Genomic DNA, 22,445 nt, shown 5'->3' on the forward strand with positions numbered 1-22,445 from the left:
CACGGCGACGCCGCGCGGCGCCGAGGGTCAATGGCCGTTGCCGTGGCCGCCGCCACTGCCGTTGCCACCGTTGCCGCCGTTGCTGCCGCCATTGCCGTTGCCATTACCAACGCCGTTGGCACCACCGTTGCCGGCGCCACCACTCCCGTTGCCATTGCCGTTGCCGCCGCCATTGCCATGGCCGCCGTTGCCGTGACCACCGCCATTGCCGCCACCGTTGCCGCCGCCGTTGCCGCCGCCGTTGCCGCCGCCGTTGCCGCCGCCGTTGCCGCCGCCGTTGCCGCCGCCGTTGCCGCCGCCATTGCCGCCGCCGTTGCCACCGCCGTTGCCATTGCCGTGACCACCGCCATTGCCGCCACCGTTGCCGTTGCCGTGACCACCGCCGTTGCCGCCGCCATTGCCGCCGCCATTGCCGCCGCCATTGCCGCCGCCGTTGCCGCCACCGTTGCCGCCACCGTTACCACCGCCGTTACCACCGCCGTTGCCGCCGCCGTTGCCGCCGCCGTTGCCGCCGCCGTTGCCGCCGCCGTTGCCACCGCCGTGACCACCGCCATTGCCGCCACCGTTGCCGTTGCCGTGACCACCGCCGTTGCCGCCACCGTTGCCGCCGCCATTGCCGCCGCCGTTGCCGCCACCGTTGCCGCCACCGTTGCCGCCACCGTTACCACCGCCGTTACCACCGCCGTTACCACCGCCGTTGCCGCCGCCGTTACCGCCACCGTTGCCGTTGCCGTGACCACCGCCATTGCCGCCACCGTTGCCGCCGCCGTTACCACCGCCGTTACCACCGCCGTTGCCGTTGCCGTTGCCGTGACCACCGTGTCCGCCGTGGCCTCCACAGCCGCAGTCTCCGCCACCCGAAGTGCCGCCACCCGAAGTGCCGCCACCCGAAGTGCCGCCGCCCGAAGTGCCGCCGCCCGAAGTGCCGCCGCCCGACGTGCCGCCGCCCGACGTACCGCCGCCCGACGTACCGCCGCCCGAAGTGCCGCCGCCCGACGTGCCGCCGCCCGACGTGCCGCCGCCCGACGTGCCGCCGCCCGACGTACCGCCGCCCGACGTACCGCCGCCCGACGTACCGCCGCCCGACGTACCGCCGCCCGACGTGCCGCCGCCCGACGTGCCGCCGCCCGACGTACCGCCGCCCGACGTACCGCCACCCGAAGCACCGCCACCCGACGTACCACCGCCCGAAGCACCGCCACCCGACGTACCACCGCCCGAAGCACCGCCACCCGAAGTGCCGCCACCCGAAGTGCCGCCACCCGAAGTGCCGCCGCCAGAAGTACCACCGCCCGAAGTGCCGCCACCAGAAGTCCCGCCGCCAGAACTCCCGCCGTTTCCACCGCTGCCCGACGCGTTGCCTGCGGAGTTGCCGCCACCGCGACCATTTCCAGTCGTGCCGCCGGAGGTCGAACCCGTCGTCCCGCCGACTGCGGTACCTGCCGGCCCGACGGCGCCATTTCCGCTGTTTCCGCTGCTGCTACTTCCACTGCCACTACCCGGGCTGCCGCCACTTCCGACTCCGCTTCCGCCGTTGCCTCCCACGCCGACGGCGGCGAGATGGGAGCCCGATCCGCACGCGACAGTGTCGCCGGCGCAAGGCGTCGCCAGGTCCGCGAGCAGCTTCGTGACGTCAGTATCGGCGGACGCATCGAGCGTGCCGGCCGGCATCGCGTTCTGCGCGATTTGCAACGGTGTGGAGAACGGCACGGCGTCGCGAGACTGCCCGGTGCTCAGCCCCGGGGGCGTAGTCTCTTGCGCGATTGCAAAGGTGCCGCAGCAGCACGCGAATGCGGCTGCCGCCAGCAAGGTCGCGCGCGAGCATCGTCCCGCCGCGCGGAACGGCTTTTTCGTCTTATGCATCATTGGCCTCCCGAAGCGCGCGATCCCCGTCGCCGCGCGGCTTCATGCGTGTGGTGCCCAGGGGCCAGAAGATGCGTTGTCGTTTCGGCGGCCGATTTCGTCCCGCCTGGTCGTGACCAGCCGGAAACGTCGATCGGCACGCGGGCCCGCCGTGCGAACCCGTTACTGCGATAACCGTGCCATCGGCCGCTCACGCCCGTCGCGCAAGGCGTGAGCCCATCGCGCGATCAGCGCTGATACGTCGGTGGAGGCGTTTGGTTTCCGAAATGAAACATCAGGAGGAAGCGCGGCGCGCCGGCGCATCGGCAGCACGTCGCCAGCAGTGGAACATGATCGAGGCGATCCGGCAGACCACGAACAGCGCGACGATCCCGTAGCCGAGCGCGCCGAACCGCTCGCCGGCCGCGTCGAGCGCGTCGCGCACGGGGCCTGTCAGCGCGAGCCTGTTGGCGAGCAGGCCGGCTGCCTCGATGCCGCCGATTGCGAGCGCGACCGCCGCGGACACGAACGTGATGCTCGCGTTGTAATGGAGCTTGCGCTGCGGATCGTCCATCGCCCAGCCATATGCGTGGATCATCAGCACGTTGTCCGTTGAATCGATCAGCGTCATGCCGGCCATGAACGGCGCGGGAAACAGCAGGATCGCGTAGAGCGGCAGGATCTGACTCGCCTGCGCGGCGGCGATCGCAAGCAGGCCGCTTTCGGTTGCAGTATCGAAACCGAGGCCGAACAGCACGCCGACCGGATACATGTGCCAGCTCTTCGAGACGAACCGGAACAGCGGACGCAGCAGGCGCGCGACGAAGCCGGCGGGCCGGTGCGTGTGCATGGTCTCCGCGTCGGCACTGTCGGGCGCGCGGTGGTGGCGCCGCCATACGTCGCGCAGGATCGCGAGGTTCATGCCGGCCAGCACGAGCAGGAACGTCGCGAACACCGCGGTGCCGAGCGTGCCGTCGATGTCGCGAAACCCGTCGAAACGGTCGCGCAGCGCGAACGCGGTCAGCTCGACGCCGAGCGCCGCGGCGACGACGATCTTCGAATGGCCGAGCGAGAAGAACAGGCCGACCGTCAGCGGACGCTGCCCGTCCTGCATCAGCTTGCGGGTCGCGAAGTCGATCGCGGCGATGTGATCGGCATCGACCGCGTGGCGCAACCCGAGGGCGTAGGCGATCGCCGCCGTGCCGAGCAGCAGCGGCCGATCGCGCAGCGCCGCGAGCGCCCACAGCCGGACGGCGGCATTGGCGGCGAGCAACCCCGCATAGAGCATCAGCAAGCGGCGCAGGGCAGGGGTGCGCAGCATCGGCGTGAATTCATCCGATGGAATGCCGTGCATGGTGTCACGCGCGAAAATGCGCGCCCGCCCGGTCAAAACCGTCGTGCACGCGACGTGCCGATTGCGGCTGCGGCGAGCGCTTCGCCGGAGCCCCGTCGTATGTCCAGGCAGTGCACGACGAAAAAAAAGCCCGTCCGCGAACGGACGGGCTTCGGATGCTGCAGCGGCTGCCGACGTTACCGCGTATCGGTGCGCTTCGCGTTGATTACTGCTTCCGACACGTTCGTCGGCGTCTCCGCGTAGTGCTTGAACTCCATCGTGTAGGTCGCGCGGCCCTGCGTCGCCGAACGCAGCGACGTCGAATAGCCGAACATCTCCGCGAGCGGCACCTCGGCGCGCACCAGCTTGCCGCCGCCGCCCGCGATGTCCTCCATCCCCTGCACGATGCCGCGTCGGCTCGACAGGTCGCCCATCACGTTGCCCATGAAGTCCTCGGGCGTCTCGACCTCGACCGCCATCATCGGCTCGAGCAGCACCGGCTTCGCGCGGCGCATCGCTTCCTTGAACGCCATCGAGCCGGCCATCCGGAACGCGTTTTCGTTCGAGTCGACGTCGTGGTACGAGCCGAACGTCAGGTGCACCTTCACGTCGACGACCGGGTAGCCCGCGAGCACGCCGCTTTTCAGCGTTTCCTCGATGCCCTTGTTGACCGCCGGGATGAACTCGCGCGGAATCACGCCGCCCTTGATCTCGTCGAGGAATTCATAGCCCTTGCCGGGGTTCGGCTCGAGCTTGATCACCGCGTGACCGTACTGGCCGCGGCCGCCCGACTGCTTGACGAACTTGCCCTCGACGTCGTCGGCGACGGTGCGCACCGTCTCGCGATACGCAACCTGCGGCTTGCCGACCGTCGCTTCCACGCCGAACTCGCGCCGCATCCGGTCGACGATGATTTCGAGGTGCAGCTCGCCCATCCCGGAGATGATCGTCTGGCCCGATTCCTCGTCGGTCTGCACGCGGAACGACGGATCTTCCTGCGCCAGGCGGTTCAGCGCGAGGCCCATCTTTTCCTGGTCGGCCTTGGTCTTCGGCTCGACGGCCTGCGAGATCACCGGCTCGGGGAATTCCATCTTCTCGAGGATGATCGGCTTGCCCGGATCGCACAGCGTGTCGCCCGTGGTCGCTTCCTTCAGGCCGACCGCCGCGGCGATGTCGCCCGCGCGCACCTCCTTGATTTCCTTGCGCTCGTTCGCGTGCATCTGCAGGATCCGGCCGAGCCGTTCCTTCTTGTCCTTCGTCGGGTTCAGCACCGTGTCGCCCGATTCGACCACACCCGAGTACACGCGGAAAAAGATCAGCTGGCCGACGAACGGGTCGGTCATGATCTTGAACGCGAGCGCGGAGAACGGCTCGTCGTCGCTCGGATGACGTTCCGCTTCGTTGTCGTTCAGATCGTGGCCGAGGATCGCGGGCACGTCAGCGGGCGACGGCAGGTAGTCGATCACCGCATCGAGCATCGCCTGCACACCCTTGTTCTTGAACGCGCTGCCGCAGAGCATCGGCACGATCTCGTTCGCGATCGTGCGCTTGCGCAGCGCGGCCTTGATTTCTTCCTCGGTCAGCGAGTTGTGGTCGGTCAGGTACTTCTCGAGCAGCTCCTCGCTCGCCTCGGCCGCAGCCTCGACCATCTTCTCGCGCCATTCGTGCGCGAGCTCGACGAGGTTCGCCGGGATGTCCTCGTACGTGAACTTCACGCCCTGGCTTTCGTCGTCCCAGACGATCGCCTTCATCTTCACGAGATCGACGACGCCCTGGAAATGGTCTTCCGCGCCGACCGGAATCTGGATCGGCACGGCGACGCCTTTCAGGCGCTCGCCGATCTGCCGCTGCACGCGGAAGAAGTCGGCGCCGACGCGGTCCATCTTGTTGACGAACGCGATGCGCGGCACCTTGTACTTGTTCGCCTGGCGCCACACGGTTTCGGACTGCGGCTGCACGCCGCCGACCGAGTCGTAGACCATGCATGCGCCATCGAGCACGCGCATCGAACGCTCGACCTCGATCGTGAAGTCGACGTGCCCGGGGGTGTCGATGATGTTGATCCGGTGTTCCGGATAATTGCCGGCCATGCCCTTCCAGAACGCGGTCGTCGCGGCCGACGTGATCGTGATGCCGCGTTCCTGCTCCTGCTCCATCCAGTCCATCGTGGCCGCGCCATCGTGCACTTCGCCGATCTTGTGGCTCACTCCGGTATAAAACAGGATGCGCTCGGTAGTCGTGGTTTTGCCGGCATCGATGTGAGCGCTGATCCCGATATTGCGATAGCGCTCGATGGGGGTTTTGCGGGGCACGTGAACCTCCAGTGGTTCGGGTCGTAAGCCGGCCGGCTGCGCCGGTCCGGGGAAATCAAGCGAGATTTAAAGCATAGCGCTTGCGTGTGGCTTTTGCAGATGCGGGCCGCGCAGCCGGAATCAAGACGCGCGGCGGGCGAAAAAAAAGCCGGCGCGCGGAAGGCGGCCGGCCTGCGGGCATGCGCGGCGATGCGCCGCGGCGGTGCCGTCACTGCGGTTGCGGCAGCCCGTCGAGCTTCATGCCGGGCTTGATGCCCTTCGCCGCGAACCAGCCCTTGCTCATCTCGAGCGCATAGACGCCGTTGTTGCGCGGGCAGTGGTTGTTGGTCGTCTCGGCCTGCATCTCGTCGATGTCGGTGACCGTGCCGTCCGCGCGGATGAACGCGATCGACAGCGGGATCAGCGTGTTCTTCATCCAGAAGCAATGCACGGCGTTCTCGTTGAACACGAACAGCATCCCTTCGTTCGGCGCGAGCTGCGAGCGGTACATCAGCCCCTGTTCGCGGTCGGCATCGTTGGCCGCGACGGCCGCATCGATCACGTACATGCCGGCGCGCAGCTTGGCGCGCGGAAACTCGCTCGGCTGCTTGGCGCCGGGCGGCATCTGCGCGACAGCGGATTGCATGCCGAACGCGGCGACGGCGAGCGCGGCGGGAAACACGGCGGCGCGCGCAAGGCGGCCGAGCGACGAGCGCAGGGAGAATCGCACAGCAAGGCTCCTTTCGGAAAATCGAGACCCGCATGGTACGCGATGCGTATCGACGGGAACAAATCGGGCGGGCACAAAACGGCGGCCACAAAAAAGAAAAAGGCAGATCGCCTTGCGGTGACCTGCCTTTCAACGCCGTAAGAACGGCAACAACGTGTTCTTGACTGCGTTATTTTACAACTTGCTTGCTTAGTTCGAAGCAGCTGCCGGAGCTTCGGCTTCGCTTGCAGCCTTCTTAGCAGCGTGGTGCTTCTTAGCTGCGTGGTGCTTCTTGTGCATTGCCTTCTTTGCCGGTGCCGAAGCAGCTTCTGCCGGAGCAGCAGCAGCCGGTGCAGCGGCCGGAGCCGAAGCTTGTGCGAAAGCAGCCGTTGCGAAGAGACCAGCGACCAGAGCGGCGATCAGTTTGTTCATGTTGTGTTCCTCAGCTTTTAGTTAATTAACCAAATGACCCGGCATAGGAGTCATGACGTCTAACGGTGCCATCCACCTTTCGGTTGACAGACGCTCCGAGAAATTTCTCATTGCGCTGCAGGCGCCGAATCGTATTCGAAAAAAACGTCGCTTTCGTGACGCAAACGCGGTTCGGCTGCCAATGCCGGATAGCTCAGGGTGGCATCTGCGTCGTTTAACGCGCGATCTTCGCAGGCGGTTGACGAAAAAATTCACGCATCACGGAAATGTCATTCGATGCGCGCGAAACCGTCCCATGGCGCCCGCGGCGGCAGCTCGATTGTTTCTCCCGGTGCAATGCCGAGCGCGAATATGTCGAGCGCGCCAATGCCGACGCGCACGAGACGCAAGGTCGGAAAGCCGACCGCCGCGGTCATCCGGCGTACCTGGCGGTTCTTGCCTTCGGTGATGGCGAGCTCGATCCACGTGGTCGGGATCGCTGCACGGTAGCGGATCGGCGGGTTGCGCGGCCACAGCGCGGCGGGCGGCTCGATGAATTCGGCGCGGCACGGGCGCGTCACGTAGTCGCCGAGATCGACGCCGCGCGCGAGCGCCTTCAGGTCGGCCGGCCCGGGCGCGCCGTCGACCTGCGCCCAGTAGCGCTTGACAAGCTTGTGGCGCGGTTCGGCGATGCGCGCCTGCAGCGCGCCGTCGTCGGTGAGCAGCAGCAGCCCCTCGCTGTCCGCGTCGAGCCGGCCGGCCGCGTAGACGCCGGGCGTTTTTACCCAGTCGCCGAGCGACGGCCGCGTCTCGTGCGCGGAAAACTGGCAAATCGTGCCGAACGGCTTGTTGAGGGCGATCAGGGTCATGGCGGCGCGCGTGCCCGGCGCGCCGGACGGGCGGGGCGGGCGGTCTATGGCAAATGGCGGAATCTTAATGCATAATACGGAACGCCAAGTCCTCTGTCTTATATAAGACATAAGGGAAGACTTGATACGCAGCGCCGCGCTTCGCGCCGCCGTGCCCGATAGGGGCGCTAGAATAGCGGCTCGCTGCAGCAGTCTCGGGAGACGCCATGCCGCGCTCCCGTCACGCGCAGCTTTCGACCAGCCTTACCTGCTCAGCCACGTCACTGGAGTCGATCATGCCGTATCAGCACATCAAGGTTCCGGAGGGCGGTGACAAGATCACCGTCAACAAGGATTACACGCTCAACGTTTCCGATCAGCCGATCATTCCCTACATCGAAGGCGACGGTACGGGCTTCGATATCACCCCGGTCATGATCAAGGTCGTCGATGCGGCGGTCGAGCGGGCGTACAAGGGCAAGCGCAAGATCCACTGGATGGAGATCTTTGCGGGCGAGAAGGCGACGAAGGTCTACGGTCCGGACGTGTGGCTGCCGGACGAAACGCTGCAGGTGCTGAAGGAATACGTGGTGTCGATCAAGGGGCCGCTGACGACCCCGGTCGGCGGCGGCATCCGCTCGCTGAACGTCGCGCTGCGCCAGGAGCTCGACCTGTACGTGTGCCTGCGCCCGGTCCAGTATTTCAAGGGCGTGCCGTCGCCGGTGCGCGAGCCGCAAAAGATCGACATGGTGATCTTCCGCGAGAACTCGGAAGACATCTACGCGGGCATCGAATGGGCGGCCGGCTCGGAGCAGGCGAAGAAGGTCATCAAGTTCCTGCAGGACGAGATGGGCGTGAAGAAGATCCGCTTCCCGGAGACGTCGGGCATCGGCGTCAAGCCCGTGTCGACGGAGGGCACCGAGCGGCTCGTGCGCAAGGCGATCCAGTATGCGATCGACAACGATCGCAAGTCGGTCACGCTGGTGCACAAGGGCAACATCATGAAGTTCACGGAAGGCCTGTTCCGTGACGCCGGCTACGCGCTCGCGCAGAAGGAGTTCGGCGGCGAACTGATCGACGGCGGCCCGTGGATGCGCGTGAAGAACCCGAAGACGGGCGGCGAGATCGTCATCAAGGATTCGATCGCCGATGCGTTCCTGCAGCAGATCCTGCTGCGCCCGGCCGAGTACGACGTGATCGCGACGCTGAACCTGAACGGCGACTACATCTCCGACGCGCTGGCCGCGCAGGTCGGCGGCATCGGCATCGCGCCGGGCGCGAACCTGTCGGATTCGGTCGCGATGTTCGAGGCGACGCACGGCACCGCGCCGAAGTACGCGGGCAAGGATTACGTGAACCCCGGTTCCGAAATCCTGTCGGCCGAAATGATGCTGCGCCATCTCGGCTGGACCGAGGCGGCCGACGTGATCATCGCCGCGATGGAAAAGTCGATCCTTCAGAAGCGCGTCACGTACGACTTCGCGCGCCTGATGGAAGGCGCGACGCAGGTGTCGTGCTCGGGCTTCGGCGAAGTGCTGATCGAGAACATGTAAGTCCCTCCGGGGTGCGCCGGCGCATGGCCGGCCACCCCGGCGCCTACTGCCGGCGCCGGGGTGTTTCGTGGTTGGCAGGTTTGGCAGGGCCGTCCGGTGCCCGGATCACGGCGCCGCATCGCGGCCCGCGTGCCCTGCAAGGTAGAACATGACGGCCCTCGCAACGCCGGCGCCCTAGACGCGCGCCTCCCCTTACGCGACCGACCCGGTCGCCCTCCCGTCGGTTACCGCCGGCGATCTTCAGTCCCAATTTTCACGTAGCAACGCATCGACCATGTCCACTTCGCCCAAGATCATCTACACCCTCACCGACGAAGCGCCCGCGCTCGCGACCTACTCGCTGCTGCCGATCGTCAAGGCCTTCACGCGTTCATCCGGCGTCGCCGTCGAGACGCGCGACATCTCGCTCGCCGGCCGCATCATCGCCGCATTCGCGGACGTCCTGCCGTCCGAACAGAAGGGATCGGACGATCTGGCCGAACTGGGCCAGCTCACGCTGAAGCCGGAAGCCAACATCATCAAGCTGCCGAACATCAGCGCATCGGTGCCGCAGCTGAAGGCCGCGATCGCCGAACTGCAGGCGCAGGGCTACAAGCTGCCCGCGTATCCGGAAGAGCCGGCGACCGATGAAGAGAAGGCCGTCAAGGCCCGCTACGACAAGATCAAGGGCAGCGCGGTGAACCCGGTGCTGCGCGAAGGCAACTCGGATCGCCGCGCGCCGCTGTCGGTCAAGAACTATGCACGCAAGCATCCGCACAAGATGGGCGCGTGGAAGTCCGACTCGAAGGCGCACGTCGCGCACATGAGCGAAGGCGACTTCTACGGCAGCGAGAAATCGGCGCTGCTCGCCGACGCCGGCAACGTGAAGATCGAGCTGACGAAGGCAGACGGCACGAAGCAGGTCTTGAAGGAAAAGACGGCCGTCAAGGTGGGCGAGATCATCGACGCGTCCGTGATGAGCAAAAAGGCGCTGCGCAGCTTCCTCGAAGCGCAGATCGCCGACGCGAAGGCGCAGGACGTGCTGTTCTCGCTGCACCTGAAGGCGACCATGATGAAGGTCTCCGATCCGATCCTGTTCGGCCACGCGGTGTCGGTGTTCTACAAGGACGCGCTCGCGAAGCACGCCGACGCGCTCGCGCAGGCCGGCTTCAACCCGAACAACGGTATCGGCGATCTGTACGCGCGCCTGAAGGACCTGCCGGCCGACACGCGTGAAGCGATCGAAGCCGACATCAAGGCCGAATACGCAGTGCGCCCGCGTCTCGCGATGGTCAACTCGGACAAGGGCATCACCAACCTGCACGTGCCGAGCGACGTGATCGTCGATGCGTCGATGCCGGCGATGATCCGCGAATCGGGCTGCATGTGGGGCCCGGACGGCGCGCTGTACGACGCGAAGGCCGTGATTCCGGACCGCTGCTACGCGGGCGTCTACCAGGTCGTCATCGAGGACTGCAAGCAGCACGGCGCGTTCGATCCGGTCACGATGGGCAGCGTGCCGAACGTCGGCCTGATGGCGCAAGCGGCAGAAGAATACGGTTCGCACGACAAGACGTTCCAGATCCCGGCGGACGGCGTCGTGCGCGTGACCGACGAAGCGGGCAAGGTGCTGCTCGAGCATGCGGTCGAAGCGGGCGACATCTGGCGCATGTGCCAGGCGAAGGACGCGCCGGTGCAGGACTGGGTCAAGCTCGCGGTGAACCGCGCACGCGCGACCGGCGCTCCGGCCGTGTTCTGGCTCGATCCGGCGCGCGCGCACGACGCGCAAGTCATCGCGAAGGTCGAGCGCTACCTGAAGGATCACGACACGAACGGCCTCGACATCCGCATCATGACGCCGGAAGACGCGACCCGCTTCTCGCTCGAGCGCATCCGCGCGGGCAAGGACACGATCTCGGTGACGGGCAACGTGCTGCGTGACTACCTGACCGACCTGTTCCCGATCATGGAACTCGGCACCAGCGCGAAGATGCTGTCGATCGTGCCGCTGATGGCGGGTGGCGGCATGTTCGAAACGGGCGCCGGCGGTTCCGCGCCGAAGCACGTCCAGCAGTTCGTCGAAGAGGGCTTCCTGCGCTGGGATTCGCTCGGCGAATTCCTCGCGCTCGCCGCCTCGCTCGAACACCTCGGCCACGCGTACCAGAACCCGAAGGCGCTCGTGCTCGCGAAGACGCTCGACCAGGCAACCGGCAAGTTCCTCGACGAGAACAAGTCGCCGGCGCGCAAGGTCGGCGGCCTCGACAACCGCGGCAGCCACTTCTACCTGTGCCTGTACTGGGCGCAGGCGCTTGCTGCGCAGACCGAGGATGCCGCGCTGCAGGCGCAGTTCGCCGGTGTCGCGAAGGCGCTTGCCGACAACGAGGCGCGCATTCTCGAGGAGCTGTCGGGCGCGCAGGGCAAGCCGCAGAGCATCGGCGGCTACTATCGCCCGAACGTCGACCTGACGAGCCAGGCGATGCGCCCGAGCGCGACGCTGAACGGCATCGTCGACGCTGTCGCCTGACGATCTGCGCGGACGCGATTGCGCGGCTCGCTGCCGCGGGCATCACGCCCCGCGGCCGGCCGCCCCGCTGAAAAGAAAAACGCCCCGGACGCCCGGGGCGTTTTCGTTGGAGGCTTGCCGCTCACACGTGGACGATTTCCCATTCCGCGATTTCGTGCGGCACTTCGAGCGTTGCCGTGTCCAGTTCGGACAATTGCGGGCAGTCGCCGCGAGAGATGTGGTCTGCGGCAAGCTCGGGGCACGAGAACGCGCCGAGCAGGGCATTGCCGAACGTCGCTTCCCAGCCGCCGTTACCCGGCAGGATGTAGAACGACCCGAGCGCTGAACCAAAGCGAAATCCCATCATTTCCGTTCTCCCTATCTGATCACACGCGTTTCGATTCCGTGGCGCCTGCTGCCGATTCGGCAGACTCTGGCTCGACTGGCGGTCGCGTCGGGTTCGTCGGTGGTGCGTGTCGAACTTCGTTGCGTAACGTCAGTGCATGTGAAGAAGTCTACGTCCGCACCCCGTTCGGATGGTGCATGTAGAATCGCTGCTCGAAACAAAAATTTCCTTTTAAAAACATATGCTTGATTTCTCGCTCCCATATTGCGGAACGATTTTTGGCATCGCGAAACAGAAAATTTGTGCCGTGCACCACGAATTTTTATAACGCAGGGGGTCGTTCCGCATCGTGAAATTTTGGGTGTTTTGCGGACAATGCGCTGGAGCCACGGCCAATCGTGCTGGCGAACGGGCGGTTCGGCGGCTTGCCGGACGTCGACGCCTGCGGGGATCGCCTGCCGGTGTGCGACGTTTCGCCGCTCGATCGGCGCTGCCGAATTTCGGTGCAGGTGCCCGGTTATGATGACGCGGGCAACGGGCACCGGCATCGCACCGGACGACGGCTTCCCGAACAACGCCCGTCAAGAACGAGGAACGATTGATGATACGCAGAGCATTCCTGTCGCGCGCCGTCGGCGCTGCCGTCGCATCGCTGTTCGCGCGCGGCGCTTGGGCGCAGCACGCGGCCCATGCGGGCATGGCCGACATGGAGCAGATGGACGACATGCCCGGCATGTCGTCGCACGGACAGCATGCGAAGGCGGCACAGCCGGCCCCGCTCGCGGCTGCCGAAGCACTGCCGGCCGGCGCGCCGCTGGCGTCGCTGCGCACGCTCGCGAACGAGAGCCGCGAGCCCGGGACGTTCCGCGCGACGCTCGTCGCGCAGCCGGTTGCGCGAGCGCTGCTGCACGGCGCGCGGCCGACGACGTTCTGGCAATTCGGCGCGGGTACGCAGGGCCCGGTCGTCGGGCCGCTGATCGATGTCCGCGAGGGCGATACGGTCGAGATCCGGTTCGTGAACCGGTTGCCGCAGCCGTCGACGATCCACTGGCACGGGCTGCCGGTGCCGCCCGACCAGGACGGCAATCCGTCCGATCCGGTCGCGCCGGGCGCGTCGCAGGTCTACCGCTTCACGTTGCCGAAGGGGAGCGCGGGGACGTACTGGTATCACCCGCATCCGCACCTGATGACGGCCGAGCAGGTATTTCGCGGGCTGGCCGGGCCGTTCGTCGTGCGCGCGGCCGACGATCCGCTCGCCGGCTGGCCGGAGCGGAACCTGTTCGTGTCCGATCTGAAGCTCGCGCGCGACGGCACGATTCCGCCGAACGACATGATGGACTGGATGAATGGCCGGGAAGGGCAGTTCGTGCTGGTCAACGGCGCGCGCCGGCCGCGCATCGACGTCGCCGGCGACGAACGCTGGCGCGTATGGAACGCATGTAGCGCGCGCTATCTGCGGCTTGCGTTTGACGACGGACGCGCGTTCGAGCAGGCCGGCACCGATGGCGGGCTGTTCGACGCGCCGCGCCGCGTCACGTCGCTGCTGCTCGCGCCGGGCGAACGCGCGGAGTTGCTGGTGCGTGCCGGCGACCGCGCGTCGCGCGCGGTGCTGCAGGCGGCCGAATACGACCGGCGCAAGATGGCGATGTCTGACGCCGGGCACGGCAGCCTGCCGCCGGATCCCGCGATGCCGCTGGCCGACGTTGCGTTCGCACCGGCCGCCGCGCGAGCGCTGCCGTCGACATTGCGCGCGGTGCCTGCGCTCGGCGAGCCGGCAGCGCACAAGGAGATCGCATTCGGCGAGGAAATGGACATGGACGCGATGATGGGCGCGCCGGTGCACGGCCGTCCTGCGGGCATGCGCTTCACGATCAACGGCGACACGTACGCGCCGCACCGTGCGACGTTGACGAGCCGTGTAGGTGATGTCGAGCGCTGGACGATCCGCAACGACACCGACATGGATCACCCGTTCCATCTGCACGGCACGCAATTCCAGGTGATCGAGCGCGCGTCAAACGGCACCCGCACGCCGGAACCGTTCCGCGCGTGGCGCGACACGGTGAACGTGCAGAGCGGCGAAACCGTGACGATCCTCTCCACGCAAGACATGCGCGGAGAGCGCATGTTTCACTGCCACATCCTCGAGCACGAGGATCTCGGCATGATGGGTACGCTGAAGGTCGTGTGACGTGTCGCCGGCGTCGGCGCCGTGCCGGATGAACGCGGGCGATCTGCGTGTCCGGCACGACAATCGCGGGTCGGGCGACTGTATTAGGTGAAAAGGCCGGCCAATCGAAAGCGGGCCGCAAAAAAAGAAACCCGGCGTTGAGCCGGGTTCCTTCGTCCGAAATCCGTTGCCCTCAGGCCGCCTGGATGTTCGAAGCTTGCTTGCCTTTCGGTCCTTGCACGACCTCGAAGCTGACCTTCTGGCCTTCCTTCAGGGTCTTGAAGCCCTGCATGTTGATGGCCGAGAAGTGTGCAAACAGATCCTCACCGCCCTCGTCGGGAGTGATGAAACCGAAGCCCTTCGCGTCATTGAACCATTTGACAATACCAGTTGCCATACCTACTTCCCCTGTCACACAGTCGCTACTTACCACGAGCACGCTCGAAAAGCTAAACGACCCGAAAATACAGCCGTTCCCCCCTCACAAGCTCACCTCGGCCTTTCTCTTCTCGCTTCGCCATTCAGACAAATTGAAAAAAGTGCCAGCTTGATTGTTGGCGCTCTTTATTGGAGTGTCAAGAGAATTTTTAGACGTATAGAGGGACGTTGTAAAGAACCCATTTTCAGGGTTTTTCCGGCTTTGCTTGGCAGCATGCGGCCAAGCGCGCGCACTTGAAAAGTCGCATAATCGGCTCATATACCAGGCTCGAGTGACACGCGTTCGAGCCGTCCCTGCTTGTGGGATACTGGATGCGGACGCGACGTCGCGGTGCGATTCTCCGTGACGGAACGTGTCTCGCGCCATGCGTGAAAGCCGGCACCGCAGCCGGCTTTCGTATGGCGCGACAGCAAGCGTGTGATTCCGGGGTTCCGGGGAGGGCACCGGCCAGTCGGTCGGGTTATGGCAGGATTGCGGGCCTGTCCGAGTTGTTTAGAATGGGTGTATGGCGATTATCCCGGACAAGCAGGACAGTACCGTCCTGGAACGCAAGCAGCAGAAAACGAAGCCGCCTTCGATGTACAAGGTGGTGCTGCTCAACGACGACTTCACGCCGATGGAATTTGTCGTGATGGTCGTGCAGGAGTATTTCAGGAAGGATCGCGAGACGGCCACGCAGATCATGCTGAAGGTCCATCGCGAAGGGCGAGGGGTTTGTGGGGTCTATACGCGGGACATCGCGTCGACCAAGGTTGAGCAAGTCGTTACCCATGCGCGGCAGGCCGGGCATCCGCTGCAGTGCGTGATGGAGGAAGCATGATTGCCCAGGAATTGGAAGTCAGCCTGCACATGGCGTTCATGGAAGCACGCCAGGCGCGCCATGAGTTCATAACGGTCGAGCATCTGCTGCTGGCCCTGCTGGATAATCCGACGGCGGCCGAGGTGTTGCGCGCTTGCGCGGCGAACATCGAGGACCTGCGTCAGAACCTGCGCAATTTCATCCACGACAACACGCCTACCGTCCCGGGCACCGACGATGTCGATACCCAGCCGACGCTCGGCTTTCAGCGCGTGATCCAGCGCGCGATCATGCACGTCCAGTCGACGTCGAACGGCAAGAAGGAAGTCACCGGCGCGAACGTGCTGGTCGCGATCTTCGGCGAGAAGGATTCGCACGCCGTCTACTACCTGCAGCAGCAGGGCGTCACGCGTCTCGACGTCGTGAACTTCATCTCGCACGGCATCGCGAAGACGAACAGCGGCGAAGCCGCGAAGTCGAGCGACGCGAACGCGGAAAGCGAAGATGCGAACGCGCAGAAGGAAACCCCGCTCGCGCAGTTCACGCAGAACCTGAACCAGATGGCAAAGGACGGCCGCATCGATCCGCTGATCGGGCGCGAGTCCGAAGTCGAGCGTGTCGTGCAGGTGCTGTGCCGCCGCCGCAAGAACAATCCGCTGCTCGTCGGCGAAGCCGGCGTCGGCAAGACTGCGATCGCGGAAGGGCTCGCCTATCGCATCACGCGCGGCGAAGTGCCGGACATTCTCGCGAATGCGCAGGTCTACTCGCTCGACATGGGCGCGCTGCTCGCGGGCACCAAGTATCGCGGCGATTTCGAGCAGCGCCTGAAGACGGTGCTGAAGGAACTGAAGGAGCGCCCGCACGCGATCCTGTTCATCGACGAAATCCATACGCTGATCGGCGCCGGTGCGGCGTCGGGCGGCACGCTCGATGCGTCGAACCTGCTGAAGCCGGCGCTGTCGTCGGGCACGCTCAAGTGCATTGGCGCTACGACGTTCACCGAGTACCGCGGCATCTTCGAGAAGGATGCGGCGCTGTCGCGGCGCTTCCAGAAGGTCGATGTGACCGAGCCGACCGTCGAGCAGACGGTCGCGATCCTGCGCGGGCTGAAGTCGCGCTTCGAGGAGCATCACGGCGTCAAGTATTCGTCGGGCGCGCTGTCGGCCGCGGCCGAACTGTCGGCGCGCTTCATCACCGATCGTCACCTGCCGGACAAGGCGATCGACGTGATCGACGAGGCGGGCGCCGCACAGCGCATCCTGCCGAAGTCGAAGCAGAAGAAGACGATCGGCAAGAGCGAGATCGAGGAAATCATCTCGAAGATCGCGCGCGTGCCGGCGCAGAGCGTGTCGCAGGACGACCGCAGCAAGCTGCAGACGCTCGATCGCGACCTGAAGAGCGTCGTGTTCGGGCAGGATCCGGCGATCGACGCGCTCGCGGCATCGATCAAGATGGCGCGCGCGGGCCTCGGCAAGCTGGACAAGCCGATCGGCGCGTTCCTGTTCTCCGGCCCGACCGGTGTCGGCAAGACCGAAGTGGCGCGCCAGCTCGCGTTCACGCTCGGCATCGAGCTGATCCGCTTCGACATGTCGGAATACATGGAGCGCCACGCGGTGAGCCGCCTGATCGGCGCGCCGCCGGGCTACGTCGGCTTCGACCAGGGCGGCCTGCTGACCGAAGCCGTCACGAAGAAGCCGCACTGCGTGCTGCTGCTCGACGAAATCGAGAAGGCGCATCCGGACATCTTCAACGTGCTGCTGCAGGTGATGGACCACGGCACGCTGACGGACAACAACGGCCGCAAGGCGGATTTCCGCAACGTGATCATCATCATGACGACGAACGCGGGCGCCGAGTCGATGCAGAAGGCGTCGATCGGCTTCACGACGCGCCGCGAAACCGGTGACGAGATGGCCGACATCAAGCGTCTGTTCACGCCGGAGTTCCGCAACCGTCTCGACGCGATCATCAGCTTCCGCTCGCTCGATGAGGAAATCATCATGCGCGTGGTCGACAAGTTCCTGATCCAGCTCGAGGATCAGCTCCACGAGAAGAAGGTCGACGCGCTCTTCACCGACGCGCTGCGCAAGCATCTCGCGAAGCATGGCTTCGACCCGCTGATGGGCGCGCGGCCGATGCAGCGGCTGATCCAGGACACGATCCGCCGTGCGCTGGCCGACGAGCTGCTGTTCGGCAAGCTCGTCAACGGCGGTCACGTGACGGTCGACGTCGACGAAAACGACAAGGTGGCGCTGTCGTTCGACAAGCTGGCTCCTCCGCCGCAGAAGCCGAATGAAGAGGCGGTCGAAGTCGAATAAGCGATAATTGCACGTTTCAAGCCAACGGCGCGGGAAGTCTTCCGCGCCGTTTCGTTTTATCTGGCGCCGGCGGCGCGAGCGTGGGTGCAGGGAGTGAGGAAGCGGTGACTCAACAACAACGGACGTTCGACAGCATCGTCGAGCGCGAACAAGGGCTGCGCCACGCATTGTCGTCGGGGCAGATGGCGATGATCGCGATCGGCGGCGCGATCGGCACGGGGCTGTTCCTCGGCAGCGGATTCGCGATCGGGCTCGCCGGCCCGAGCGTGATGATCTCGTATGCGATCGGCGCGCTGATCGCGCTGCTGCTGATGGGCGCGCTCGCGGAAATGACCGTCGCGCACCCGACCGCCGGGTCGTTCGGCGCGTATGCGGAGCATTACGTCGGCCCGTTCGCCGGTTTTCTCGTGCGCTATGCGTACTGGTTCGCGGTGGTGTTCGCGATCGGCACCGAGATCAGCGCGATCGCGGTGTTCATGAAGTTCTGGTTCCCCGCCGTGCCGGGCTGGTACTGGGTCATCGGCTTCTCGGCGCTGCTGATCGCCGTCAACCGGTCGAGCGTCACGCTGTACGGTTCGGTCGAATATGCGTTCTCGATGCTGAAGATCGCGGCGATCATCGCGTTCATCGTGCTCGGCGCGTATTTCGTCTGGTCGGCGCCGGCCGCGTCCGGCATCGGCTTCGCGAACTACACCGAGCACGGCGGCTTCCTGCCGAAGGGGCCGTGGGGCACGTGGGTCGCGGTGATCGTCGCGATCTTCAGCTACATGAGCATCGAAGCGGTCGCGATCGCGGCGGGCGAGGCGCGCGATCCGCAGCACGCGGTCACGCGCGCGTTCCGCTCGACGGTGTTCCGGCTCGTGCTGTTCTACTTGCTGACGTTGGCGCTGATGCTCGCGATCGTGCCGTGGACGCAGGCGGGCACCGACGAAAGCCCGTTCGTGAAGGTGATGGCCGCGACGCGCGTGCCGTATGCGGCGGGCGTGATCAACTTTGTCGTGCTGATCGCCGCGCTGTCGGCGATGAACAGCCAGCTCTACGTGACGACGCGGATGATGTTCAGCCTGTCCCGCGCGCGGCTCGCGCCGGCGCTGTTCGGCCGGCTCGGCGCGAACGGCGTGCCGCGCGCGGCGCTGTGGGTGTCGACGAGCGGTGTCGCGGTCGCGGCCGTGCTCGTCGCGCTGTCGCCGGACACCGCGTTTACCGTGATGATGGCGATCGCGATGTTCGGCGCGCTGTTCACGTGGCTGATGATCTTCGTCACGCATCTGCGCTTCCGCCGGCGTTACCGCGGCCCGGCGCTCGCGTTCCGGATGTGGTGGCATCCGTTCGGCAGCCTGCTCGGTGCCGGCCTGCTCGCCGCGATCCTCGTGACGACGGCATTCACGCACGAATTCCGGATGACGATGGCGGTCGGCGTCGTGTTCGTCGTGCTGCTCACGCTCGCGTACGTGTTGCATTACCGGCACCAGCACGCGCGCTGACGGCTGGGCGGGCCGGCGCGGTGCACGCTGCGGCCGGCCTCGGGCGGCGCCGCACGGCAGGCCGCGTGGCGCGCGGTGGAGTTCGGACCCCGCGCGAACACGCTCGTTGCGCGCCGCTCCCGCACGTGATGCCGGATGACAACGCCGCATCGAGGACGCCAAGCACGCCAAGCACGCCAAGCACGCGTTAACGACGCGTTAAGGAAGCGTTGGTTACCATTCGATCCGTCTGCAAGGCGATGCGGTGTCAACCGCGTCGCCGCGTATTCCTGCATGAGGTTCGAATGAAAAAATTGCCCGAAATCACGCTGGCGTTCTGGATCATGAAGATCTGCGCGACCACGCTCGGCGAAACCGGTGGCGACCTGCTGTCGATGACGCTGAACGTCGGCTATGCAGTGAGCTCGATCCTGCTGTTCGGTTTCTTCCTCGTCACGCTCGGCGCACAGCTGAAGACGACGCGCTATCGTCCGGCGATCTACTGGGCGGTGATCGTCGCGACCAGCACCGCCGGCACGACGATGTCCGACTTCATGGATCGCACGCTTGGCCTCGGCTATGCGGCCGGTTCGTCGATTCTCGTCGCGATCCTGCTGGCGATCTTCGCGGTGTGGCGCCTGACCGGCGAGTCGCTATCGGTGGATGAAATCCGCACGCGCAAGGTCGAGCTGCTTTACTGGGTCGCGATCCTGTTCTCGAATACGCTCGGCACCGCGCTCGGCGATTTCCTCGCGGACAGCTCGGGCCTCGGCTTTGCCGGCGGCGCACTGCTGATCGGCGGCTTGCTCGCCGTGATCGTGCTCGCGCATTACTTCACGCGGATCTCGGGCGTGTTCCTGTTCTGGGCCGCGTTCGTGCTGACGCGTCCGTTCGGCGCGACGGTCGGTGACCTGCTGACGAAGCCGGTCGCGAAGGGCGGCCTCGCGCTCGGCACGATCGGTTCGTCGGCGGTGCTGTTGAGCGTGCTGGTGGCGTTGGTCATCTACGCGATGATCGCGCAGCGGCGGCAGCCGACACCGGCGGTCGTGCGGATCGCGCAGCCGGTCGAAGAGTGATGCTGAAGGGCTGAACGGGAAGGGGCGGCACGTATGTGCCGCCCTTTTGTCGTTCAATGACGGCCGGTGCTGCCGAAGCCGCCTTCGCCGCGATCGCTCGAGGCGAAATCGCTGACGATGTTGAACTGCGCCTGCACGACCGGCACGATCACGAGCTGCGCGAGGCGCTCGAACGGGTTCAGCACGAACTCCGTCTGGCCGCGGTTCCACGTCGAGATCATCAGCTCGCCCTGGTAGTCCGAGTCGATCAGGCCGACCAGGTTGCCGAGCACGATGCCGTGCTTGTGGCCGAGGCCCGAGCGCGGCAGGATCAGCGCCGCATAGCCGGCGTCGGCGAGATGGATCGCGAGGCCGGTCGGCACGAGCACGGTCTCGCCCGGCTTCAGCGTGAGCGGCGCGTCGAGGCATGCGCGCAGGTCGAGGCCGGCGCTGCCGGACGTCGCATAGGCGGGCAGGTAGTCGCGCATGCGCGCGTCGAGGATCTTCAGGTCGAGTTTCATGCAGTCGTCGAATGGCAAAGAATGGAGCGCGGCGGCGGGCAGGCCGCCGCGCGTGTCGTCAGATGACGCGGTCAGATCAGGCGGTTGTCGGGCAGGCGCTTCGCGATTTCCTCGACGAGCACGTGCGCGAGTTCGTCCTTCGGCGCGCGCGGCAGGCGCGTGATGCCGGATGCTTCGAACAGCACGACTTCGTTGTCGTCGCGGCCGAACGTCGCCGGGCCGAGGTTGCCGACGAGCAGCGGCACGTTCTTGCGCTTGCGCTTCTCGTCGCCGTGCACGTCGAGATCACCGCTCTCGGCCGCGAAGCCGACGCAGAACGGCGGGTCGGGCAGCGCGGCAACCGACGCGAGGATGTCCGGGTTCTCGACGAATGTCAGCGCGGGCATCTTGCGGTCGGCGGTCTTCTTCATCTTGTGCTCGGCCGGCTGCGCGACGCGCCAGTCGGCCACCGCGGCCACCGCGATGAAGATGTCGGCGTCGGCCACCGCATTCATCACCGCGTCGTGCATCTGCTGCGCGGTCTGCACGTCCTCGCGGTAGACACCCCACGGTGTCGCGAGCGCGACCGGGCCGGCGACCAGATGCACTTCTGCGCCGGCCTGCTGCGCGGCGCGTGCGAGCGCGAAGCCCATCTTGCCGCTGGAGCGGTTCGTCAGCCCGCGCACCGGGTCGAGCGGCTCGAACGTCGGGCCGGCCGTGATCAGCACGCGCCGGTGCGCAAGCCGCTTCGGCTGGAAGTGCGCGACGATCGCCTCGTAGATTGCTTCGGGCTCGAGCATCCGGCCGTCGCCGACTTCGCCGCACGCCTGTGCGCCCGAATCGGGGCCGAGCACCGACACGCCGTCGGTGCGCAGTTGCGCGACGTTGCGTTGCGTGGCCGCGTTCTGCCACATCTGGCGGTTCATCGCGGGCACGACGAGCAGCGGACAATCGCGTGCGACGCACAGCGTCGACAGCAGGTCGTCCGCGAAACCGTGCGCGAGCTTCGCGAGGAAGTCGGTCGACGCGGGCGCGATCACGATCGCGTCGGCTTCGCGCGACAGGTCGATGTGCGCCATGTTGTTGTCGATGCGCGCGTCCCACTGGCTCGTGTAGACGGGCCGGCCGGACAGCGCCTGCATCGTGACGGGCGTGATGAACTGGGTCGCGGCTTCCGTCATCGCGACCTGCACGGTCGCGCCGGCCTTGGTGAGCAGGCGCGTGAGCTCGGCGATCTTGTAGCAGGCGATGCCGCCCGTCAGGCCGAGGACGAGATGTTTTCCTGCGAGTTCCGCGTGTGCCAACTCGGGCCTCCGAAGGGGTCGATCAAGACGGCCGGCGCGGGGCCGGCCGTCGACGCAGAGTATGCGCGCTTTATGCGGGCTTAGTGCGTGCCGCGCACGCGACGCAGTTCGTCGTAGATCAGCAGTACCGCGCCGACCGTGATCGCGGAATCGGCGAGGTTGAACGCCGGGAAATGCCACGCGCCGACGTGGAAATCGAGGAAGTCGATCACGTGGCCGTAGACGAGCCGGTCGATCACGTTGCCGAGCGCGCCGCCGAGGATCAGCGCGAGCGACAGGCTGAACAGGCGCTGCTGGCCGTGGCGCTTCAGCAGGAAGCAGATCACCAGCGTCGCGCCGATGCCGAGCGCGGTGAACGCCCAGCGCTGCCAGCCGCCCGCGGTCGACAGGAAGCCGAACGCGGCGCCGCGGTTGTAGACGAGCACGAGATTGAAGAACGACGTCAGCGCATGCTGCGCGCCGTATGCGAAGGTCTTCAGGATCGCGATCTTCGTCAGCTGGTCGAACAGGATGACGATCAGCGAAATGCCGAGCCACGGCGCGAGCGCGCCACTTGTCGATTTCGACAGGGTTTTCGCCATA

18 protein-coding genes are annotated in these 22,445 nt (G+C 66.1%); 7 read left to right on the forward strand and 11 right to left on the reverse strand.

What is annotated here, in order from left to right:
- Positions 1–27: 27 nt before the first annotated feature.
- The 6 genes from ACV22Z_RS16540 to ACV22Z_RS16565 all read right to left on the reverse strand — a co-directional run bounded on the left by ACV22Z_RS16540 (position 28) and on the right by ACV22Z_RS16565 (position 7,455).
- Positions 28–1,863 (reverse strand): hypothetical protein, encoded by a 1,836-nt coding sequence (locus ACV22Z_RS16540; RefSeq protein ID WP_448077368.1) that lies wholly within the window; start codon positions 1,861–1,863, stop codon positions 28–30.
- Between the two features lie 274 nt (positions 1,864–2,137).
- Positions 2,138–3,163: a HoxN/HupN/NixA family nickel/cobalt transporter gene (locus tag ACV22Z_RS16545; RefSeq protein WP_448077369.1), complete on the reverse strand. Its 1,026-nt coding sequence runs from the start codon at positions 3,161–3,163 to the stop codon at positions 2,138–2,140.
- A gap of 209 nt (positions 3,164–3,372) precedes the next feature.
- Positions 3,373–5,487, reverse strand: coding sequence for an elongation factor G (fusA, locus tag ACV22Z_RS16550; protein ID WP_448077370.1), 2,115 nt, complete (start codon positions 5,485–5,487; stop codon positions 3,373–3,375).
- Between the two features lie 208 nt (positions 5,488–5,695).
- A complete protein-coding gene (locus ACV22Z_RS16555; protein ID WP_448077371.1) occupies positions 5,696–6,196 on the reverse strand; it encodes a DUF192 domain-containing protein in 501 nt (166 codons plus the stop codon).
- Between the two features lie 189 nt (positions 6,197–6,385).
- Entirely contained in the window at positions 6,386–6,607 is a 222-nt protein-coding gene (locus ACV22Z_RS16560) for a hypothetical protein (RefSeq protein WP_448077372.1), read from the reverse strand.
- A gap of 269 nt (positions 6,608–6,876) precedes the next feature.
- The gene (locus tag ACV22Z_RS16565) at positions 6,877–7,455 is read right to left on the reverse strand and encodes a pseudouridine synthase (protein ID WP_448077373.1); all 579 of its coding nucleotides are present in this window, start codon (positions 7,453–7,455) and stop codon (positions 6,877–6,879) included.
- A 275-nt stretch (positions 7,456–7,730) separates the two neighbouring features.
- On the opposite strand from ACV22Z_RS16565, the gene icd reads away from it, so the two are divergent.
- A complete protein-coding gene (gene icd, locus ACV22Z_RS16570) occupies positions 7,731–8,987 on the forward strand; it encodes an NADP-dependent isocitrate dehydrogenase (protein WP_448077374.1) in 1,257 nt (418 codons plus the stop codon).
- 274 nt (positions 8,988–9,261) lie between these two features.
- Positions 9,262–11,490 (forward strand): NADP-dependent isocitrate dehydrogenase, encoded by a 2,229-nt coding sequence (locus ACV22Z_RS16575; protein WP_448077375.1) that lies wholly within the window; start codon positions 9,262–9,264, stop codon positions 11,488–11,490.
- A 121-nt stretch (positions 11,491–11,611) separates the two neighbouring features.
- Here the strand turns inward: ACV22Z_RS16575 and ACV22Z_RS16580 are convergent, their stop codons facing one another.
- Positions 11,612–11,836 (reverse strand): hypothetical protein, encoded by a 225-nt coding sequence (locus ACV22Z_RS16580; protein WP_448077376.1) that lies wholly within the window; start codon positions 11,834–11,836, stop codon positions 11,612–11,614.
- A gap of 580 nt (positions 11,837–12,416) precedes the next feature.
- On the opposite strand from ACV22Z_RS16580, the gene ACV22Z_RS16585 reads away from it, so the two are divergent.
- A complete protein-coding gene (locus ACV22Z_RS16585; RefSeq protein WP_448077377.1) occupies positions 12,417–14,006 on the forward strand; it encodes a multicopper oxidase family protein in 1,590 nt (529 codons plus the stop codon).
- A gap of 172 nt (positions 14,007–14,178) precedes the next feature.
- Here ACV22Z_RS16585 and ACV22Z_RS16590 read toward each other — a convergent pair whose 3' ends face one another.
- Positions 14,179–14,382: a cold-shock protein gene (locus ACV22Z_RS16590; protein ID WP_004196460.1), complete on the reverse strand. Its 204-nt coding sequence runs from the start codon at positions 14,380–14,382 to the stop codon at positions 14,179–14,181.
- Positions 14,383–14,929: 547 nt separating this feature from the next.
- Between ACV22Z_RS16590 and clpS the strand changes: the two genes are divergently transcribed.
- From clpS to ACV22Z_RS16610, 4 genes are all read left to right on the forward strand, one after another.
- Positions 14,930–15,244, forward strand: coding sequence for an ATP-dependent Clp protease adapter ClpS (gene clpS / locus ACV22Z_RS16595; RefSeq protein ID WP_448077378.1), 315 nt, complete (start codon positions 14,930–14,932; stop codon positions 15,242–15,244).
- A complete protein-coding gene (clpA, locus tag ACV22Z_RS16600; protein WP_448077379.1) occupies positions 15,241–17,541 on the forward strand; it encodes an ATP-dependent Clp protease ATP-binding subunit ClpA in 2,301 nt (766 codons plus the stop codon). Before clpS ends, clpA begins: the two co-directional genes overlap by 4 nt.
- Positions 17,542–17,645: 104 nt before the next feature.
- Complete coding sequence (locus ACV22Z_RS16605) at positions 17,646–19,025, forward strand: amino acid permease (RefSeq protein WP_448077380.1); 1,380 nt, start codon at positions 17,646–17,648, stop codon at positions 19,023–19,025.
- A 284-nt stretch (positions 19,026–19,309) separates the two neighbouring features.
- Positions 19,310–20,080 carry a COG4705 family protein gene (locus ACV22Z_RS16610; RefSeq protein WP_448077381.1) on the forward strand — a complete coding sequence of 257 codons (771 nt, stop codon included), beginning with the start codon at positions 19,310–19,312 and terminating at the stop codon, positions 20,078–20,080.
- Positions 20,081–20,133: 53 nt separating this feature from the next.
- Here ACV22Z_RS16610 and dut read toward each other — a convergent pair whose 3' ends face one another.
- The 3 genes from dut to lspA all read right to left on the reverse strand — a co-directional run bounded on the left by dut (position 20,134) and on the right by lspA (position 22,444).
- Entirely contained in the window at positions 20,134–20,580 is a 447-nt protein-coding gene (gene dut / locus ACV22Z_RS16615; protein ID WP_448077382.1) for a dUTP diphosphatase, read from the reverse strand.
- A gap of 71 nt (positions 20,581–20,651) precedes the next feature.
- A complete protein-coding gene (coaBC, locus tag ACV22Z_RS16620) occupies positions 20,652–21,863 on the reverse strand; it encodes a bifunctional phosphopantothenoylcysteine decarboxylase/phosphopantothenate--cysteine ligase CoaBC (protein ID WP_448077383.1) in 1,212 nt (403 codons plus the stop codon).
- Between the two features lie 80 nt (positions 21,864–21,943).
- Positions 21,944–22,444, reverse strand: a complete 501-nt coding sequence (gene lspA, locus ACV22Z_RS16625) for a signal peptidase II (RefSeq protein ID WP_448077384.1) — start codon at positions 22,442–22,444, stop codon at positions 21,944–21,946.
- Between the last annotated feature and the right edge of the window lies 1 nt (position 22,445).

It is taken from the genome of Burkholderia sp. PU8-34 (assembly GCF_053427725.1).

Bases quoted from the DNA above. Each gene is read 5' to 3' on its own strand.
- ACV22Z_RS16540 (WP_448077368.1), bottom strand. From the start codon at position 1,863: ATGCATAAGACGAAAAAGCCGTTCCGCGCGGCGGGACGATGCTCGCGC.
- ACV22Z_RS16545 (WP_448077369.1), bottom strand. From the start codon at position 3,163: ATGCTGCGCACCCCTGCCCTGCGCCGCTTGCTGATGCTCTATGCGGGG.
- ACV22Z_RS16560 (WP_448077372.1), bottom strand. From the start codon at position 6,607: ATGAACAAACTGATCGCCGCTCTGGTCGCTGGTCTCTTCGCAACGGCT.
- ACV22Z_RS16565 (WP_448077373.1), bottom strand. From the start codon at position 7,455: ATGACCCTGATCGCCCTCAACAAGCCGTTCGGCACGATTTGCCAGTTT.
- icd (WP_448077374.1), top strand. From the start codon at position 7,731: ATGCCGTATCAGCACATCAAGGTTCCGGAGGGCGGTGACAAGATCACC.
- ACV22Z_RS16575 (WP_448077375.1), top strand. From the start codon at position 9,262: ATGTCCACTTCGCCCAAGATCATCTACACCCTCACCGACGAAGCGCCC.
- ACV22Z_RS16580 (WP_448077376.1), bottom strand. From the start codon at position 11,836: ATGATGGGATTTCGCTTTGGTTCAGCGCTCGGGTCGTTCTACATCCTG.
- ACV22Z_RS16585 (WP_448077377.1), top strand. From the start codon at position 12,417: ATGATACGCAGAGCATTCCTGTCGCGCGCCGTCGGCGCTGCCGTCGCA.
- ACV22Z_RS16590 (WP_004196460.1), bottom strand. From the start codon at position 14,382: ATGGCAACTGGTATTGTCAAATGGTTCAATGACGCGAAGGGCTTCGGT.
- clpS (WP_448077378.1), top strand. From the start codon at position 14,930: ATGGCGATTATCCCGGACAAGCAGGACAGTACCGTCCTGGAACGCAAG.
- clpA (WP_448077379.1), top strand. From the start codon at position 15,241: ATGATTGCCCAGGAATTGGAAGTCAGCCTGCACATGGCGTTCATGGAA.
- ACV22Z_RS16610 (WP_448077381.1), top strand. From the start codon at position 19,310: ATGAAAAAATTGCCCGAAATCACGCTGGCGTTCTGGATCATGAAGATC.
- dut (WP_448077382.1), bottom strand. From the start codon at position 20,580: ATGAAACTCGACCTGAAGATCCTCGACGCGCGCATGCGCGACTACCTG.
- lspA (WP_448077384.1), bottom strand. From the start codon at position 22,444: ATGGCGAAAACCCTGTCGAAATCGACAAGTGGCGCGCTCGCGCCGTGG.